The sequence below is a fragment of the Vibrio sp. SCSIO 43009 genome (genome assembly GCF_023716525.1).
In the GTDB taxonomy this organism is placed as follows: domain Bacteria; phylum Pseudomonadota; class Gammaproteobacteria; order Enterobacterales; family Vibrionaceae; genus Vibrio; species Vibrio alginolyticus.
The window spans coordinates 3,358,259-3,375,892 of record NZ_CP071842.1 but is presented as its reverse complement, the minus strand read 5'-3'; the positions used below and the strand labels follow the sequence as shown (position 1 = coordinate 3,375,892).

At 47.3% G+C, this 17,634-nt stretch carries 17 protein-coding genes; 10 read left to right on the top strand and 7 right to left on the bottom strand.

Annotated elements, in window-relative coordinates; all coding sequences use genetic code 11:
* Window positions 1-16 precede the first annotated feature (16 nt).
* The 8 genes from atpE to glmU all read left to right on the top strand — a co-directional run bounded on the left by atpE (window position 17) and on the right by glmU (window position 7,221).
* Window positions 17-271 (top strand): F0F1 ATP synthase subunit C, encoded by a 255-nt coding sequence (atpE, locus tag J4N43_RS15665; protein ID WP_002540812.1) that lies wholly within the window; start codon window positions 17-19, stop codon window positions 269-271.
* A 74-nt stretch (window positions 272-345) separates the two neighbouring features.
* A complete protein-coding gene (gene atpF, locus J4N43_RS15660) occupies window positions 346-816 on the top strand; it encodes a F0F1 ATP synthase subunit B (RefSeq protein ID WP_005378929.1) in 471 nt (156 codons plus the stop codon).
* Window positions 817-830: 14 nt separating this feature from the next.
* Window positions 831-1,364, top strand: a complete 534-nt coding sequence (gene atpH / locus J4N43_RS15655; RefSeq protein ID WP_005378930.1) for a F0F1 ATP synthase subunit delta — start codon at window positions 831-833, stop codon at window positions 1,362-1,364.
* A gap of 13 nt (window positions 1,365-1,377) precedes the next feature.
* Complete coding sequence (atpA, locus tag J4N43_RS15650; RefSeq protein ID WP_005378931.1) at window positions 1,378-2,919, top strand: F0F1 ATP synthase subunit alpha; 1,542 nt, start codon at window positions 1,378-1,380, stop codon at window positions 2,917-2,919.
* Window positions 2,920-2,963: 44 nt separating this feature from the next.
* Entirely contained in the window at window positions 2,964-3,830 is an 867-nt protein-coding gene (gene atpG / locus J4N43_RS15645; protein ID WP_005378932.1) for a F0F1 ATP synthase subunit gamma, read from the top strand.
* A 35-nt stretch (window positions 3,831-3,865) separates the two neighbouring features.
* Entirely contained in the window at window positions 3,866-5,269 is a 1,404-nt protein-coding gene (gene atpD / locus J4N43_RS15640; RefSeq protein WP_005378933.1) for a F0F1 ATP synthase subunit beta, read from the top strand.
* 18 nt (window positions 5,270-5,287) lie between these two features.
* Entirely contained in the window at window positions 5,288-5,710 is a 423-nt protein-coding gene (locus J4N43_RS15635; RefSeq protein WP_005378937.1) for a F0F1 ATP synthase subunit epsilon, read from the top strand.
* Between the two features lie 149 nt (window positions 5,711-5,859).
* Window positions 5,860-7,221, top strand: a complete 1,362-nt coding sequence (glmU, locus tag J4N43_RS15630) for a bifunctional UDP-N-acetylglucosamine diphosphorylase/glucosamine-1-phosphate N-acetyltransferase GlmU (protein WP_158159520.1) — start codon at window positions 5,860-5,862, stop codon at window positions 7,219-7,221.
* Between the two features lie 80 nt (window positions 7,222-7,301).
* Here the strand turns inward: glmU and J4N43_RS15625 are convergent, their stop codons facing one another.
* Complete coding sequence (locus J4N43_RS15625) at window positions 7,302-8,042, bottom strand: amino acid ABC transporter permease (protein WP_005383852.1); 741 nt, start codon at window positions 8,040-8,042, stop codon at window positions 7,302-7,304.
* 115 nt (window positions 8,043-8,157) lie between these two features.
* Here J4N43_RS15625 and J4N43_RS15620 point away from each other — a divergent pair, with 115 nt between their 5' ends.
* Entirely contained in the window at window positions 8,158-8,934 is a 777-nt protein-coding gene (locus J4N43_RS15620) for a transporter substrate-binding domain-containing protein (protein WP_005378944.1), read from the top strand.
* A gap of 44 nt (window positions 8,935-8,978) precedes the next feature.
* Here J4N43_RS15620 and punC read toward each other — a convergent pair whose 3' ends face one another.
* The gene (punC, locus tag J4N43_RS15615) at window positions 8,979-10,184 is read right to left on the bottom strand and encodes a purine nucleoside transporter PunC (RefSeq protein WP_054579443.1); all 1,206 of its coding nucleotides are present in this window, start codon (window positions 10,182-10,184) and stop codon (window positions 8,979-8,981) included.
* Between the two features lie 152 nt (window positions 10,185-10,336).
* Between punC and punR the strand changes: the two genes are divergently transcribed.
* A complete protein-coding gene (gene punR, locus J4N43_RS15610; protein WP_005378948.1) occupies window positions 10,337-11,239 on the top strand; it encodes a DNA-binding transcriptional activator PunR in 903 nt (300 codons plus the stop codon).
* A 54-nt stretch (window positions 11,240-11,293) separates the two neighbouring features.
* On the opposite strand, the gene ilvA is transcribed toward punR, so the two are convergent.
* Genes ilvA through ilvG form a run of 5 tightly spaced genes read right to left on the bottom strand, consistent with a single transcriptional unit; the run spans window position 11,294 to window position 17,592 of the window.
* Window positions 11,294-12,841 (bottom strand): threonine ammonia-lyase, biosynthetic, encoded by a 1,548-nt coding sequence (gene ilvA, locus J4N43_RS15605; protein WP_017635600.1) that lies wholly within the window; start codon window positions 12,839-12,841, stop codon window positions 11,294-11,296.
* A 2-nt stretch (window positions 12,842-12,843) separates the two neighbouring features.
* Window positions 12,844-14,685, bottom strand: coding sequence for a dihydroxy-acid dehydratase (gene ilvD / locus J4N43_RS15600; protein ID WP_132937262.1), 1,842 nt, complete (start codon window positions 14,683-14,685; stop codon window positions 12,844-12,846).
* Window positions 14,686-14,698: 13 nt separating this feature from the next.
* The gene (ilvE, locus tag J4N43_RS15595) at window positions 14,699-15,637 is read right to left on the bottom strand and encodes a branched-chain-amino-acid transaminase (protein ID WP_025768922.1); all 939 of its coding nucleotides are present in this window, start codon (window positions 15,635-15,637) and stop codon (window positions 14,699-14,701) included.
* A 12-nt stretch (window positions 15,638-15,649) separates the two neighbouring features.
* Window positions 15,650-15,934, bottom strand: coding sequence for an acetolactate synthase 2 small subunit (ilvM, locus tag J4N43_RS15590; RefSeq protein WP_005378958.1), 285 nt, complete (start codon window positions 15,932-15,934; stop codon window positions 15,650-15,652).
* An 11-nt stretch (window positions 15,935-15,945) separates the two neighbouring features.
* Window positions 15,946-17,592: an acetolactate synthase 2 catalytic subunit gene (gene ilvG, locus J4N43_RS15585; RefSeq protein WP_053350673.1), complete on the bottom strand. Its 1,647-nt coding sequence runs from the start codon at window positions 17,590-17,592 to the stop codon at window positions 15,946-15,948.
* Window positions 17,593-17,634: the final 42 nt, after the last annotated feature.

Genomic DNA, 17,634 nt, shown 5'->3' with positions numbered 1-17,634 from the left:
TAAATTGGAGATAGTAATGGAAACTTTACTGAGCTTTTCTGCAATCGCCGTAGGTATTATCGTCGGTCTTGCTTCTCTTGGTACAGCGATTGGTTTCGCACTGCTAGGTGGTAAATTCCTAGAAGGTGCTGCACGTCAACCAGAAATGGCTCCTATGCTACAAGTTAAGATGTTCATCATCGCGGGTCTACTTGATGCGGTTCCAATGATCGGTATCGTAATCGCGCTACTATTCACTTTCGCAAACCCATTCGTTGGTCAACTAGGTTAATCACCTTTAACTCGGGACGGGCGATTATCGCTTGTCACTGATTAACACTAAGTCCAAATAGAGGGGTAGCTGTTGTGAACATAAACGCAACTCTGCTAGGTCAAGCAATCTCGTTCGCACTATTTGTGTGGTTCTGCATGAAGTATGTATGGCCACCATTGATGCAAGCGATCGAAGAGCGTCAGAAGAAAATTGCTGATGGTCTTCAAGCAGCAGAACGTGCTGCGAAAGACTTGGATCTAGCACAAGCCAACGCTTCTGATCAATTGAAAGAAGCGAAGCGCACAGCAACTGAGATCATCGAACAAGCGAACAAACGTAAGTCTCAAATTCTTGATGAAGCTCGCGAGGAAGCTCAGGCAGAACGCCAGAAAATCCTAGCGCAAGCAGAAGCAGAACTTGAAGCTGAACGCAATCGTGCACGCGATGAGCTGCGCAAACAAGTTGCTACTCTGGCTGTAGCTGGTGCTGAGAAAATCCTTGAGCGTTCTATCGATAAAGATGCGCAAAAAGATATTCTCGACAACATTACTGCAAAACTTTAAGTCTGGGGGCGCATATGTCTGATTTGACTACTATCGCACGCCCCTATGCTAAAGCAGCCTTCGACTTTGCTTTAGAGAAAGACCAGTTGGACCAATGGGGCCAAATGTTATCTTTTGCTGCTGAAGTGGCCAAAAACGAACAAATGAACGAACTACTAACGGGTTCGGTTTCTGCTGATAAAATGGCAGAAATTTTTGTTGCAGTTTGCGGCGAACAAGTTGATGCGCACGGTCAAAACCTTTTGAAGGTAATGGCTGAGAATGGTCGTTTAGCGGCCCTTCCTGATGTTTGTAAAGAGTTTTTTACTCTGAAAAAAGAACATGAGAAAGAAATTGATGTTGAAGTAATTTCAGCAACAGAGCTTTCTGATGAACAACTTGCAAACATTGGCAGCAAACTTGAAAAGCGTCTTGAACGCAAAGTGAAGCTGAATTGCAGTGTAGATGAGACCCTACTTGGTGGGGTTATTATTCGAGCCGGAGACCTAGTCATCGATGACTCAGCGCGTGGTCGTTTGAACCGCCTGAGCGATGCATTGCAGTCTTAATGGGGATTGGAGCATGCAACTTAATTCCACGGAAATTAGCGATCTGATCAAACAACGTATCGAATCTTTCGAAGTTGTTAGTGAAGCTCGCAACGAGGGTACTATCGTATCGGTAAGCGATGGTATCATCCGCATCCACGGCCTAGCGGACGTGATGCAAGGTGAAATGATTGAATTACCGGGTGGCCGTTATGCACTGGCACTTAACCTTGAGCGTGACTCGGTTGGTGCGGTTGTAATGGGCCCATATGCTGACCTTAAGGAAGGCATGAAAGTTACAGGTACTGGCCGCATTCTTGAAGTGCCAGTTGGTCCAGAACTACTAGGCCGCGTAGTAAACACGCTGGGTGAGCCTATCGATGGTAAAGGTCCAATCGAAGCGAAAATGACTTCGCCTGTAGAAGTGATCGCACCAGGTGTAATCGACCGTAAATCGGTAGACCAACCTGTGCAAACTGGTTATAAGTCAGTTGACTCAATGATCCCAATCGGTCGTGGTCAGCGTGAGCTTATCATCGGTGACCGTCAGATTGGTAAAACAGCACTGGCGATCGACGCGATCATCAACCAGAAAGACTCTGGTATTTTCTCTATCTACGTAGCAATCGGTCAGAAAGCATCGACTATCGCTAACGTTGTTCGCAAACTAGAAGAGCACGGCGCACTACAAAATACTATCGTTGTAGTTGCATCAGCTTCTGAATCTGCAGCGCTTCAATACCTAGCGCCTTACGCAGGTTGTGCGATGGGTGAATACTTCCGCGATCGCGGTGAAGACGCACTGATTGTTTACGATGATCTATCTAAGCAAGCGGTAGCTTACCGTCAGATCTCTCTACTACTTAAACGTCCACCAGGCCGTGAGGCATTCCCAGGTGACGTATTCTACTTACACTCGCGTCTACTAGAGCGTGCAGCTCGTGTAAACGAAGAGTACGTAGAGCGTTTCACTAACGGTGAAGTGAAAGGTAAGACTGGTTCTTTGACTGCTCTTCCTATCATCGAAACTCAAGCAGGTGACGTTTCAGCATTCGTACCGACTAACGTAATCTCGATTACCGATGGTCAGATCTTCCTACAAACTGAGCTATTCAACGCTGGTGTTCGTCCTGCTGTTGACCCTGGTATCTCAGTATCTCGTGTAGGTGGTTCAGCTCAGACGAAAATCATCAAGAAACTATCAGGTGGTATCCGTACAGCACTAGCTGCATACCGTGAACTAGCGGCATTTGCTCAGTTCTCTTCTGACCTTGATGACGCAACGAAGAAACAGCTAGACCATGGTCAAAAAGTTACAGAACTAATGAAGCAGAAGCAGTACGCTCCAATGTCTGTATTTGACCAAGCTCTAACTATCTTCGCGGCAGAGCGCGGTTACCTTGATGATGTAGAACTTAACAAAGTTTTAGATTTCGAGGCGGCTCTACTATCGTACGCTCGCGGTCAATACGCTGAACTAGCAGCTGAGATCGACAAGTCTGGCGCTTACAACGATGAAATCGAAGCTCAGTTGAAGAAACTGACTGACGACTTCAAAGCAACCCAAACTTGGTAATTAGGTCGGTGGCAGTTTCTGCCACCAACTAACGGAGAGTAACGATGGCCGGCGCAAAAGAGATACGTAATAAAATCGGTAGTGTTAAAAGCACTCAGAAAATTACGAAAGCGATGGAAATGGTAGCAGCTTCAAAAATGCGTCGTTCTCAAGATGCAATGGAAGCTTCTCGTCCATACGCTGAAACAATGCGTAAAGTGATCGGTCATGTGGCTAACGCAAACCTAGAGTACCGTCATCCGTACCTAGAAGAGCGTGAAGCTAAACGTGTTGGTTACATCATCGTTTCGACAGACCGTGGTCTGTGTGGTGGTTTGAACATTAACGTGTTCAAAAAAGCCGTTACAGACATGCAAGCATGGAGAGAGAAAGGTGCTGAGATTGAGCTAGCCGTTGTTGGCTCAAAAGCAACAGCTTTCTTTAAACATGGTGGCGCAAAAGTTGCGGCACAGGTTTCTGGTCTTGGAGATAATCCAAGCCTACAAGACCTAATCGGCTCTGTTGGCGTAATGCTGAAGAAATACGATGAAGGTGAACTGGACCGTCTATATGTAGTATTCAACAAGTTTGTAAATACTATGGTTCAGCAACCAACGATCGATCAATTGCTACCTTTGCCTAAATCGGACAGCGAAGAGATGCAGCGTGAGCATTCATGGGACTACATCTATGAGCCTGAACCAAAACCTCTACTGGATACGCTATTAGTGCGTTACGTAGAGTCTCAGGTATACCAAGGTGTGGTTGAGAACCTTGCTTGTGAGCAAGCGGCTCGAATGATTGCGATGAAGGCTGCAACGGATAACGCAACCAGTTTGATTGACGATTTGGAACTTGTGTACAACAAAGCCCGTCAGGCTGCGATTACACAAGAACTATCAGAAATCGTTGGTGGTGCAGCTGCGGTTTAAGCTTAGGTAAAACGAAATAGTTTAGAGGATTAACGATGGCTACAGGTAAGATCGTACAGATCATCGGTGCGGTAGTCGACGTAGAGTTCCCACAGAGCGATGTACCTAGTGTATATGACGCTCTAAACGTAACGGACTCAAAAGAGCGTCTAGTTCTTGAAGTTCAACAACAGCTAGGCGGTGGCGTAGTTCGTTGTATCGTAATGGGTAGCTCTGATGGTTTACGTCGTGGAGTTGAAGTGGTTAACACTGGCGCTCCAATTTCAGTACCAGTAGGTACTAAAACTCTAGGTCGTATCATGAACGTCCTAGGTGACGCGATTGACGAGCGTGGTGAAGTGGGTGCGGAAGAGGTTTACTCTATCCACCGTAGTGCACCAAGCTACGAAGAGCAATCAAACGAAATTGCACTTCTAGAAACGGGCGTTAAAGTAATCGACCTAATTTGTCCATTCGCTAAGGGTGGTAAAATCGGTCTATTCGGTGGTGCAGGTGTAGGTAAGACCGTTAACATGATGGAACTTATCAACAACATCGCACTACAGCACTCAGGTCTATCAGTATTTGCTGGTGTTGGTGAACGTACTCGTGAAGGTAACGATTTCTACTACGAGATGCAGGAAGCGGGCGTTGTAAACGTTGAGAAGCCTGAAGAATCAAAAGTAGCGATGGTTTACGGTCAGATGAACGAGCCACCAGGTAACCGTCTACGTGTTGCACTGACTGGTCTAACAATGGCAGAGCGTTTCCGTGACGAAGGTCGTGACGTACTACTGTTCATTGATAACATCTACCGTTACACACTTGCAGGTACAGAGGTATCAGCACTACTAGGTCGTATGCCTTCTGCGGTAGGTTACCAGCCAACTCTTGCAGAAGAGATGGGTGTACTTCAGGAGCGTATCACGTCAACGAAATCAGGTTCTATCACGTCTGTACAGGCGGTATACGTACCAGCGGATGACTTGACTGACCCGTCTCCAGCAACAACGTTCGCGCACTTGGATGCAACGGTTGTACTTAACCGTAACATCGCTGCAATGGGTCTATACCCTGCGATCGACCCGCTAGATTCAACATCTCGTATGCTTGATCCACTAGTCGTTGGTCAAGATCACTACGAAGTTGCTCGTGGTGTTCAGCAGACTCTTCAGCGCTACAAAGAGCTGAAAGATATCATTGCTATCCTAGGTATGGACGAGCTATCTGAAGAAGATAAGCAAGTTGTATCTCGTGCACGTAAGATTGAGCGTTTCCTAACTCAGCCTTACCACGTAGCAGAAGTATTTACAGGTGACCCTGGTATTTACGTACCTCTAAAAGAGACTCTACGTGGCTTTAAAGGTCTACTAGCTGGTGAATACGACGACATTCCTGAGCAGGCATTTATGTACTGCGGTAGCATCGACGATGCTATTGAGAATGCGAAGAAGCTATAAGGCTAACTAGGAGGCGATATGGCAGCAATAACCTTTCACCTAGACGTAGTAAGCGCTGAGAAGAAAATCTTCTCTGGTCGTGTTGAAACGTTTCAGGTGACCGGTAGCGAAGGTGAACTTGGTATTTTCCATGGTCACACACCGCTGCTGACCGCTATCAAGCCTGGTATGGTGCGTATTGTGAAACAGCACGGCCACGAAGAAATTATTTATGTTTCTGGTGGTATGGTAGAGATTCAGCCTGGTACAGCGACTGTACTAGCTGATACAGCTATCCGTGGTGAAGAGCTAGACGCAGCGAAGGCAGAAGAAGCCAAACGCCGCGCTGAGGAGCAAATCCAGAATCAGCATGGTGACATGGACTTCGCACAAGCGGCCAGTGAACTGGCTAAAGCCATTGCTCAGCTACGAGTTATCGAGCTGACAAAAAAGCGTCGCTAAGCTCAATTAGCAACGTTGCATGAAAAAAGGCGGCCAATTGGTCGCCTTTTTGATTAATTTTAGTTGGAAATTTACATCCCACCATTAACTAATCCTTCCAAGGTGTTTAAAATAACGCCCAATTAAAATAGAACGTCAATAGGTTATTAATGAAATTCAGTGCTGTGATCCTTGCTGCGGGTAAAGGTACCCGTATGTATTCAAACATGCCTAAAGTGCTACACACTTTGGCAGGGAAGCCAATGGCAAAACATGTGATTGATACATGTACAGGTCTTGGCGCACAAAACATCCACTTAGTTTATGGTCACGGTGGTGATCAAATGCAGCAAACGCTAGCAGAAGAGCCTGTAAACTGGGTACTGCAAGCGGAGCAACTAGGTACAGGTCATGCGGTTGATCAAGCGTCTCCGAAGTTTGAAGACGATGAAAAAGTACTGGTGCTTTACGGTGATGTTCCACTGATTTCAGCTGAAACGATTGAAAACCTATTAGATGCACAGCCAACAGGCGGTATTGCACTACTAACAGTGATTCTAGATAACCCGACAGGCTACGGTCGTATTATCCGTAAGAATGGTCCTGTTGTGGCGATCGTTGAGCAAAAAGATGCAACAGAAGAACAAAAACAAATTAAAGAGATCAATACTGGCGTGATGGTTGCGACTGGTGGGGATCTTAAGCGTTGGTTGTCTGGCTTAAACAACAACAACGCACAAGGCGAATACTACCTAACTGACGTTATTGCAGTTGCACACGATGAAGGTCGTGCCGTTGAGGCTGTACACCCAGTCAATGCCATTGAAGTGGAAGGGGTCAATGACCGCGCACAGCTTGCTCGTCTAGAGCGTGCTTTCCAGTCAATGCAAGCTCAGAAGCTACTAGAGCAAGGTGTCATGCTACGCGATCCAGCACGCTTTGATTTGCGTGGTGAGTTACAGTGCGGTATGGACTGTGAAATCGACGTGAATGTTATCGTCGAAGGTAAAGTTTCACTGGGTGATAACGTGGTTATCGGTGCGGGTTGTGTACTGAAAGATTGTGAAATCGACGACAACACCATCGTTCGCCCTTACAGTGTGATTGAAGGTGCAACGGTTGGTGAAGAATGTACGGTTGGTCCATTTACTCGCCTTCGTCCTGGTGCTGAAATGCGTAACGATTCCCATGTGGGTAACTTCGTTGAAGTGAAAAATGCGCGCATCGGAGAAGGTTCAAAAGCGAACCACCTAACTTACTTAGGTGATGCAGAGATCGGCCAACGTACTAACATCGGTGCAGGTACTATCACTTGTAACTACGATGGTGCGAACAAGTTTAAAACCATCATCGGTAATGATGTATTTGTTGGTTCTGATAGCCAGCTGGTGGCGCCTGTCACTATCGCTGATGGCGCAACCATCGGTGCAGGCACGACACTAACAAAAGATGTTGAAGAAGGTGAGTTAGTAATTACTCGCGTCAAAGAGCGCAAAATTACTGGCTGGCAGCGTCCCGTAAAACAGAAATAAGCATTACCTGCACTCTGTCGCTATATTGTCAAAGCCGCTCAACAAGAGCGGCTTTGTTGTTTCTAGCTAAGGCTTCATCGCTAGTAGCTAGGAATGGCAATACGTTTTTCGAGCCAACGAACGGCTTGAGATACAAATAGGATGAGCAACAAGTACTCCAAAACGAGGAAGGTATAAATCTCTAAGGGTAAGTACTCATTCACCACCAGCTCATTAGCACGGCGAGTGAGATCGCTTAAACCAATCACGCTGACTAAAGAACTCATCTTGAGAATGTAGACAAATTGATTGCCCAGTGGAGGGAGGATTTGTCGAAATGCTTGGGGAAGAATTACCAAGCGCATCTTTTGCCAATAGCTTAAGCCCAAAGATTCAGCCGCTTCATGTTGGCCACGGCTGATAGCTTGTATCCCACCGCGAAACACTTCCGCCATAAACGCACTCTCAGCGATAGTCAGTGCAATAACACCCGCCCAAAAGTGATTGAGTGAGACATCCAATAGTGTAGGCATGCCGTAATACACCCAAAGTAGTAAGACTAAAACTGGCACTGAACGGATCACCTCGACATAAATACGGTTTATCCACTTCAGAGAGGCTGAGTCCGACAGAGCGGGTAACGCAACGATCAGACCCAAGCTCATCGCAAATAACATACTGAGGAGTGATACCTGAATGGTGTCGTTAAACCCAGCGATTAAAAACTTTAGATTGGTGAGCCCTTGATCCGTCGAAGGGTCAAGTACATACCAGCCCCATTGATAATCTGAACAACCAGTGAGTAATAGCAGTGAAAACAGCCATAGAGTTCGAAACGTCACATTTACTCCCTGAATTAACTAAAAAACTTCCTTTGTTGCTGCTATGTTATCAGTAGAGCTCTAATAAAGGTTAATTATTAAACCGTATAAGGTCATTATTTTTAAGGGAATAAAAATGAGAAAGATTTTACTAGTGCTAGGAATGTGTTTGCTTGCTGCGACTCAAGTCGCTCACGCTGAAAGCCGTCTTCAATCCATTTTAGACAATGGCGTACTCCGAGTTGGAACGACGGGAGATTGGAATCCGATGACGATGAAAGACCCTGCGACAAACAGTTATCGTGGCTTCGATATTGATGTAACAACAGAGCTTGCTAAAGATCTTGGTGTAAAAGTGGAGTATGTGCCCACGGATTGGAAGACGCTAGTTAATGGCATTACCGCCAACAAATACGATATTACTGGCAGCGCATCTCTGAACATGTCGCGCGCGAAAGTAGCTGGATACAGCCAGCCGTATTTCTACCTTGCCTTTGTACCTGTGGTGCAAAAGAAAGATCTCGCCAAATTCTCTGATTGGGCGGATTTTAATAAACCAGAAGTAAAAGTCGCGGCGACGTTAGGTACGGTACAAGAAAAAATGGTGAAAGAATTCTTCCCGTCTGCTCAACATATTGTTATTGAAGCGCCAGCGCGCGACTTCCAAGAACTACTAGCTCGCAGGGCCGATGTATCGGTGACGTCCAATGTGGAAGCAGCGACGTTAGTGGACAAGTTTAAACAGTTGGCGATAGTGCCAGTGACCGCACCGCGTAAACCAACCCCAATTGCTATGTTGTTGCCGCAAGACGATCAAGTATGGATTAATTACATCAATCACTGGGTAGAGTTGAAAAAGACTCAAGGCTTTTTTAAGCAGACTGCCAAGAAGTGGGGGTTGAAAAGCTTATAAACAGAAAGAGCCGCATTGCGCGGCTCTTTTTATTATCTGAACGATTAAAGTTCGTCTTCACTCACGACTCGGGCGTTGTCAGGAGTCGTAAAGTGCTTGGATAATTCGCGATTCGACAGAATGTATCCCATCCACAGCCCACCCATACAGATGATGATTGCGATGCCAGTAACCATCTGAGCTTGGCTTGCCATTGCGGCTACCAATGCACTTGAGAAGCTACTTACACAGATTTGCAGGCTGTTTTGCAGACCTGCTGCTGTTGCAGGGCTCTGTTGTGCGCTGGCCAATGCACGGTTTACCACGATTGGGTACAGCGCGCCGTTAGCAACGGCAATCAAACAGAATGGCGCAAGAATAGGCCAAATCGATGACAGATCCCACTGTGAAGCAATGAAAATCATTAATGCCGCGACACTAAATAGGCCAATCAGTTGGCGCAGAACCTTTTCATCACCAAATTTTCGAACGCCTACTTTACCTAAGTAGCCACCAGCCATAAACGCGATGGTTTGTGGGATAAAGCTCAAACCAATATCTTTTGCTTCGTAGCCCAGTTGCGCCATGATTTCTGGCATCCCAGTTAGGTAAGCAAAGAATGCAGCTGAAGCCGTCGCAAACATAAACACGTTGCCAAGGTATTTTTTAGAACTCAGCAGCGCTTTGATGTCGGCAGACATACTGGTTTGTTTGATTTCTGCTTTCTCGTCTTTTTGTGCCATGGTCGCAAAGACCAAAAAGACACCAACCAGTGTTAGCGTAATAAAGATACTGTGCCAGCCGAAGTTATCTGCCAACACTACCCCTAATTGAGGTGCTAGTGCTGGTGATAGCGCGACGAGTGGCATGATTGTCGCAAAAATTTGTTGGCTACTGCTTGAGTAGCGTTTAATGACCATAGCCTGCCAGATCACGGCTGGTGCACACACACCGATAGCTTGGATAAAGCGCAGTGTGAGTAGTTGCCATACTTGATCACAGAAAGCCAAACCGAATGACGCGATAGTAAATAGCACCAACCCGGCTGCGAGTGTATTACGATGGCCAAATTTATCGGATGCCAATCCCCACATTAGCTGGCCAATCGCCATACCAACGAGGAATACCGTTAAAGAGAGCGCAATTTGCTCAGGGCCTGTTGCAAAGTCGATTTCCATCGCTTTGAATGCTGGCAGATACATATCGGTAGCAACGAAGCCAAGCATCGATAATGCTGCCAGATAAATGAGCTGTAGTTTTGAGATTTTCATGATTCAACCAGTCAAATTATTTAATCATTTTTTAATCAACATCAGTTGGCGCCAACCCTGATTTATTTACCTTATTATTCTATTTTTCGATTTTGAGAAAATAAAACGCTAAAATTGTTGGTTATCAATCAAATTTTTTGAAAGGTTAAATCATGTTCTCTAAAGCGTCTTTGGAAATGCTGGATACGGTTGCCCGTTTAGGCAGTTTCACCGCTGCGGCTGAGGTATTGCATAAAGTCCCCTCAGCCATCAGCTATGGAGTAAGGCAGGTCGAGCAAGATTTAGATGTGGTGCTGTTTCGACGTTTACCAAGGAAAGTCGAGCTAACTCCAGCGGGTGAACTTTTTATGGCCGAGGCGCGCTCTTTGCTGCGTCAAATGGAAGAGGTGAAAGCACAAACGCGGCGAGCGGCTCAAGGATGGAAAAGCACGTTAAAGCTGACCTTAGATAACGTGGTGAAGTTAGAAAAACTCAAACCTTTGGTGGAAGATTTCTATCGCGAGTTTGAATTTGCTGAATTGCAGATCAATATGGAGGTCTTCAATGGTTCTTGGGAAGCCATAGCACAAGGTCGAGCCGACATTGTCGTTGGCGCGACATCTGCGGTTCCCGTTGGGGGAGATTTTGAAGTCAAAGATATGGGCGTATTAGATTGGGCATTTGTAATGTCACCCGCTCATCCTTGCGTTCGACAACAAGTGCTTACTGAAGCGTTTGTGAGTCAATTTCCGGCGATCTGTCTTGATGATACTTCGAACGTGCTGCCAAAACGCCATACTGGCCATTATCCGCAACAGCGCCGATTATTATTGCCCAATTGGTATAGTGCGATTGAATGTTTAAAAAATGGGGTGGGCGTGGGTTACATGCCACGTCATATTGCAACACCCTTAATCAATGATGGTGTGCTGGTGGAGAAGGTCATGCCGGATGATAAACCGCTCAGTCACTGCTGCTTAGTATGGCGCAAAGATGATAATCATAAATTGATCCAGTGGATGGTGGACTATCTTGGGTCGCCTAATCAGCTACATAAAGATTGGTTACAGTCATAAAAAACACCTCGCATTAGCGAGGTGTTTTCATTGATATGTTTAAAATGTGGCGTTTTATGACAAGAAAAACTTATACGATGGGTTGTCTGTCTCGTCTTTGCATTGATAGCCAAGTTCACGTAAATGTGCAGAAAACTGAGCTAAATCGCTTTCATCTAACTCGAAACCACATAAAACACGTCCGTAGTCAGCGCCGTGGTTACGGTAGTTGAACAAGCTGATATTCCAATGAGTACCGAGTGTGCTTAAGAACTTGAGTAGCGCTCCCGGATATTCTGGGAATTCAAAGCTGTAGAGGCGCTCTTTAAGCGGCTTAGACGGCTTACCACCAATCATGTAGCGCACGTGCAGCTTCGCCATTTCATCATCAGACAAATCAACCACTGGGTAGCCACCATCACGTAAGTCGTGAATGATATGTTCTAGCTCTTCCTGACCGCCTTGCAAACGCACACCGACAAAGATATTTGCCAATGCGTCATCGTTGTAGCGGTAGTTAAACTCCGTTACGGCGCGGCCGCCAATGAGGTTACAGAACTCAAAGAAGGCACCTTGACGCTCAGGAATGGTGACGGCAAGCAAACCTTCACGTTTCTCACCAAGCTCGCAACGCTCAGAAACATAACGTAAGCCATGGAAGTTAGTGTTGGCACCAGACAGCACAGTACCTAAATTCTTACCTTGCAGTTTGTTTTGCTCAGCAAACTTCTTCAAACCCGCCAGAGCAAGCGCGCCAGAAGGCTCTGCAATCGCACGGGTGTCTTCAAAGATGTCTTTTACTGCTGCGCAGATTTCATCGCTAGAGACGGCAATATGGCCATCAATGTACTTTTGGCATAGACGGAAAGTCTCTTCGCCAATGCGTTTTACAGCGACGCCATCGGCAAACATGCTGACTTGGTCTAGTACTACTGGCTCACCAGCATCCAAAGCAGCTTTGAGGCATGACGAATCTTCTGGCTCAACTGCAATCACTTTGATTTCTGGCATGAGCTGCTTCACAAGTACCGCAACACCCGCAGCCAAACCGCCACCACCGACAGGGACGAAAATGTAATCAAGGTGACCATTTTGCTGCAGCATTTCCATGCCGATGGTGCCTTGACCTGCAATCACCAGTGGGTGATCGAAAGGAGGGACAAATGTGTACCCATGCAGATCAGAAAGGCGTTCCGCTTCCGCTTTTGCCTCATCAAAGTTGCTGCCGTGCAGCACTACATTGCCACCGAAGCCACGTACCGCATCGACTTTGATGTCTGGTGTGGTTTTAGGCATCACGATGGTGGTTTTGATGCCTAGCTTAGTACCAGAGAGCGCCATGCCTTGAGCGTGGTTACCTGCCGATGCTGCAATGACACCAGCGGCTTTTTGTGCTTCAGATAAACTCGCCACCATGTTGTATGCACCGCGCAATTTGAACGAGTGTACGGGTTGGCGATCTTCACGCTTGATCTGCACGTTATTCCCGATACGTGCAGATAAACGAGGCATTTCTTGCAGTGGCGTCACTGTTGCTACTTCATAAACAGGTGCGCGAAGGATTTGGCGCAGATAATCTGCGCCAGTTTGGTTCACTTGTTTTTCGGGTTGAGCTTCCATCATTGCTAGCCCTCTAGCTTCGACTTGTCTCGTACTGCACCCTTGTCAGCACTGGTTGCCATACTCGCGTACGCTTTGAGTGCAAATGAAACTTCACGTTGGCGGTCAACTGGTTTCCAGCCTAGTTCGTCTTGTTTTGCACGGCGCTCAGCAAGTTCTTGTTCAGACACTTGGAGTGAAATTGAACGGTTTGGAATATCAATTGCGATTATATCGCCTTCTTTTACCAGGCCAATTGCACCGCCGTTTGCTGCTTCAGGAGAGGCGTGGCCGATAGAAAGACCTGATGTGCCGCCAGAGAAACGGCCGTCAGTCAGAAGTGCACACTCTTTGCCAAGGCCCATCGATTTTAGATAAGTGGTTGGGTAAAGCATTTCTTGCATGCCCGGACCACCTTTAGGGCCTTCGTAACGGATAACAACCACGTCGCCAGCTTTTACTTTGCCGCCTAAGATGCCTTCTACGGCGTCTTCTTGGCTTTCGAAAACTACGGCTGGGCCAGTGAATTTATGAATGCTCTCATCCACACCAGCAGTCTTAACGATACAACCATCTAATGCGATGTTGCCTGATAGAACGGCTAGGCCACCTTCTTGGCTAAAGGCATGATCGATAGTACGAATACAGCCTTCCGCACGGTCGTCATCAAGGCGATCCCAGCGGCAATCTTGTGAGAACGCTTGAGTAGTACGAATTCCCGCAGGACCTGCGCGGTAGAACTTAAGTACTTCTTCGTCTTCAGTTTGGATGATGTCGTATTTCGCCAGCTGCTCTTTCATCGAAAGGCCAAGCACGGTGCGCGCATCATTGTGTAGAAGACCTGCACGATCTAACTCACCAAGAATTGCCATGACGCCACCAGCGCGGTGTACGTCTTCCATGTGATATTTCTGGGTAGATGGTGCCACTTTACATAGGTGTGGTACTTGGCGTGATAGGCGATCGATATCTTCCATATCGAAATCCACTTCACCTTCTTGCGCTGCAGCCAACAGGTGCAAAATGGTGTTGGTTGAGCCACCCATTGCAATATCCAGTGCCATCGCATTTTCGAACGCATCAAACGTAGCGATGTTGCGTGGCAGTGCTGATTCGTCATCTTGCTCGTAGTAACGACGAGTCAGTTCAACGATACGACGACCTGCATTAAGGAACAGTTGTTCACGGTCAGCGTGCGTTGCCAGCATAGAACCGTTACCTGGTTGAGAAAGACCCAGTGCTTCCGTTAGACAGTTCATTGAGTTTGCAGTGAACATGCCTGAACACGATCCACACGTTGGACATGCGCTGCGTTCGATCTGCTCGCTTTGCTCATCAGACACTTTTGGATCCGCGCCTTGGATCATCGCATCTACAAGGTCTAGTTTGATGATCTGATCAGAAAGCTTGGTTTTACCCGCTTCCATTGGACCACCAGAAACAAAGATAACCGGGATGTTGAGACGCATAGATGCCATCAACATTCCCGGAGTGATTTTGTCACAGTTAGAGATACATACCATGGCATCGGCACAGTGCGCGTTGACCATGTACTCCACAGAGTCTGCGATCAGTTCGCGTGAAGGCAGTGAGTACAGCATGCCGCCGTGACCCATTGCGATACCATCATCAACCGCGATGGTGTTGAATTCTTTTGCGATGCCGCCGGCTTTTTCGATTTCACGCGCTACAAGCTGGCCCATGTCTTTCAGGTGTACGTGACCCGGAACAAATTGAGTAAACGAGTTTACAACGGCGATGATTGGTTTACCGAAGTCTTCTTCTTTCACACCCGTTGCACGCCACAGTGCTCGTGCACCCGCCATGTTACGACCATGTGTGGTGGTAGCTGATCTATATTTTGGCATTTCCTAATCCTTCTTACTTCTGTTCTGGGTACACATAGTCTAACCAGCCCCACTTATCTTCCGTGGTGCCGTCAAATAGGCCAAAGTAGGCTGCTTGTAGTTCTTTAGTGATTGGGCCGCGTTTACCTGTACCTACTTCAATTTTGTCGATGGTTGCCACTGGTACAATCTCAGCCGCAGTACCTGTCATGAAGACTTCATCGGCAAGGTAAAGGGCTTCACGAGCAATGTTCGCCTCACGTACTTTGTAGCCTTTATCGCGTGCAATTGTCATGATCGAGTCACGAGTGATGCCCGGTAGAATCGCGCTAGTTGCTGGTGGTGTAGTGATTACGCCATCTTTGATAACGAAGATGTTTTCACCAGCCCCTTCCGATAGGTAACCATCTACGCTTAGCGCAATACCTTCGTCGTAACCGTGACGACGCGCTTCACCACCAACCAGTAGTGAAGATAGGTAGTTACCGCCTGCTTTAGCCGCAGTTGGGATGGTGTTTGGCGCAGCGCGATTCCAGCTTGAAATCATCGCATCGACACCTTTTTCTAGCGCTTCTTCGCCTAAGTAAGAGCCCCAAGGAAATGCTGCAATGATTAGATCCATCTCAGTGCCAACTGGTGGACATACGCCTAAGCCAACATTCCCGACAAAACCCAATGGACGAATGTAAGCGCTGTCGAGTTTGTTTTGGCGCAGTGTTTCGCGGGTCGCTTCCATGATTTCTTCTACAGAGAAAGGGATCGGAAAGCGGTAAATCTTGGCAGAATCTTTTAGACGTTGTGCATGCTCACGGTGACGGAAGACAATTGGGCCTTTTGGTGTGTTGTAACAGCGCACGCCTTCAAACACGGATGTACCATAGTGCATTGCGTGAGTCAGAACGTGAACGTTCGCCTCTGCCCATGGAACCATCTCACCATTAAACCAAATGAAATCTGCAGTTTTCGTTGCCATTTGTTGCCTTCCTTATGCACTTACGTGTTGTTGTAAGTTGTGATTTGGCAGTTCATCGTTGCGGATTTTTAGCACCTCAACCTTACGAACGTCCCACAACTTCTCTATTTGATTGATCAAAAACGAGATTGGTCGATCGCTGTCGACGATGATCTCGACGCTGGCTACTTTGCTTTCGTGGTTTTGCGTAGCAGCGACTTGTTTGATCACGAAACCTCGGTGACGAATCACACGTAGAACGCGCTCCAACAGTACCGGTTTGTCATCGGCTTTGATGTCGAGTAAATATCTGTCCATGCGATTGTCTCCTATGTATTTTCCAACATATCACTGTTTGATGCGCCAGGTGGCACCAATGGCCACACGTTTTCTTCTTCATCAATCAAAACGTGAAGCATGTAAGAAGTTTCACTCGCTAGCATCTCTTTGAGAGCAGGTTCGACTTCTTCTTTCTTGGTGATGGTTTTGCCCGGGATATCGAACGCTTTTGCTAACATCACGAAATCTGGGTTGTCATCAAGAATGGTTTCACTGTGGCGACCGTCAAAGAACAATGACTGCCATTGGCGAACCATGCCAAGACGTTGGTTATTAAGAAGGACAATCTTCACTGGAATCTGACGACGCTTCAGCGTGCCCAATTCCTGAACGTTCATCATAAATGAACCGTCACCTGTAATAAGGATAGACTGATCATCAGGACGTGCGACTGCAGCGCCCATCGCTGCTGGCAAGCCAAAGCCCATGGTGCCAAGGCCAGCAGAAGTGATGAAATTTTGTGGTTCGCGTGGCTGGATATGTTGCGCTGTCCACATCTGGTGCTGACCGACGTCGGTCGAGACAATTGAGCTATCTGGCATCATGTCAGACAGTTGTTTAAGCAATAACGGTGCGTAGATTAACTCGCCTGGGTGGTCGTAACGCCACTTAAAGCCGCTGCGCAGACTTTCACTGTGATGAACCCACGGTGAGATATCTTGAGTCAGCTCTAGCTGAGGAAGAATGGTGTTGATGTCGCCACGTAATGGTGCGTTGGCGTGGCGCAGTTTATGAATCTCCGCAGCATCAATGTCGATGTGAATCACTTTCGCATTTGGTGCAAACGTATCGAGCTTACCCGTCACACGGTCATCAAAACGCGCGCCAACCACGATCAATAGATCGGCTTCTTGAACCACTAGGTTGGCGGCTTTGGTGCCATGCATACCCAACATACCAAGATAGTGGGGATCATGGCGTTCAATGGTACCGAGGCCTTTTAATGTGCTAACTGCAGGCATTGGGTTTAAGCGAAGAAATTCGCGTACTGCATCGGTTGCTTTCGCAAGTTGCACGCCACCACCAACATACAACACTGGGCGAGTAGATGCTGCCAGCACATCTTGCGCACGTTTGATATCTTCAGCGCTGACATCTTCGATTGCTGGTGCTATGTATGGAGGAAGAAGGTCTGTGGGTGCTTGAGCGAGTTGAACGTCTTTGGCGATATCGACAATGACTGGACCCGGACGACCGGTTTTTGCGACCTCAAAGGCTTCGGCAAGTGTCGGAGCTAGATCTTCAATTTCGGTCACGAGATAGCTGTGCTTAGTACAGGCTAGGGACATTCCGATCACATCCATTTCTTGGAATGCATCGGTACCGATATGAGAGCTAGCAACCTGGCCTGTGATGGCAACTAGAGGTACGGAGTCAAGGAAAGCGTCGGCAAGGCCGGTAACAAGGTTAGTGGCTCCTGGGCCAGAAGTTGCCATGCACACAGCAACGTCTTGAGTGGAACGAGCCATCCCGATAGCTGCCATAGCGGCCCCTTGCTCGTGACGGCATAGGATATGTTCCACCCCACCGTCATACAAAGCATCATAGATTGGCATGATGGCCCCGCCGGGGTAGCCAAAAACGGTTTCGATGCCTTGCTGTCTTAAAGCGGCTACGACAAGTTGTGCACCAGTCATCGTAAACCTCCTTTGCTACGTTGTGGCTCGTAGCGATTGCCA